This window comes from Cedecea sp. B1(4) (assembly GCF_059414925.1).
Map to the genome: position 1 here is coordinate 1 of NZ_JCAHMZ010000377.1, position 312 is coordinate 312.

Consider the following 312-nt stretch of genomic DNA (forward strand, 5'->3'; position numbering starts at 1 on the left):
CCCTGAGCTGCGTGAGATCGTTGAAAGCGCCATGGCGGCGAATACGTTGCCGGAAGACGGCCCCAAGCGCCGCTTGAGCCTCCCGGTGAACGACGGCTTGCCCAATTTCATTCCCGCTGGGGCGCAGCCTGCGGCACCTGTGGTTCGTACCGGGCGTGGAGATCCGCGCTGGTCCGGGTTCGAGAAGGCATTGCTGGAAACCGCGAAAAAGGCTGGACTCTCGGTGGAGGCCGTGACGCCTGTTTTCGACATGATCGAGCCGAATTTCACGACGATCATGGATGGCATGAAGACCCGAGGGCTGGACGAGGA

General features: G+C 62.2%; 1 protein-coding gene. It reads left to right on the forward strand.

Annotation, left to right across the window (positions count from 1 at the left end; genetic code table 11):
- Window positions 1-312: hypothetical protein (locus ACR6JA_RS23370; RefSeq protein WP_494599936.1), on the forward strand; the 312-nt coding region annotated here is incomplete at both ends.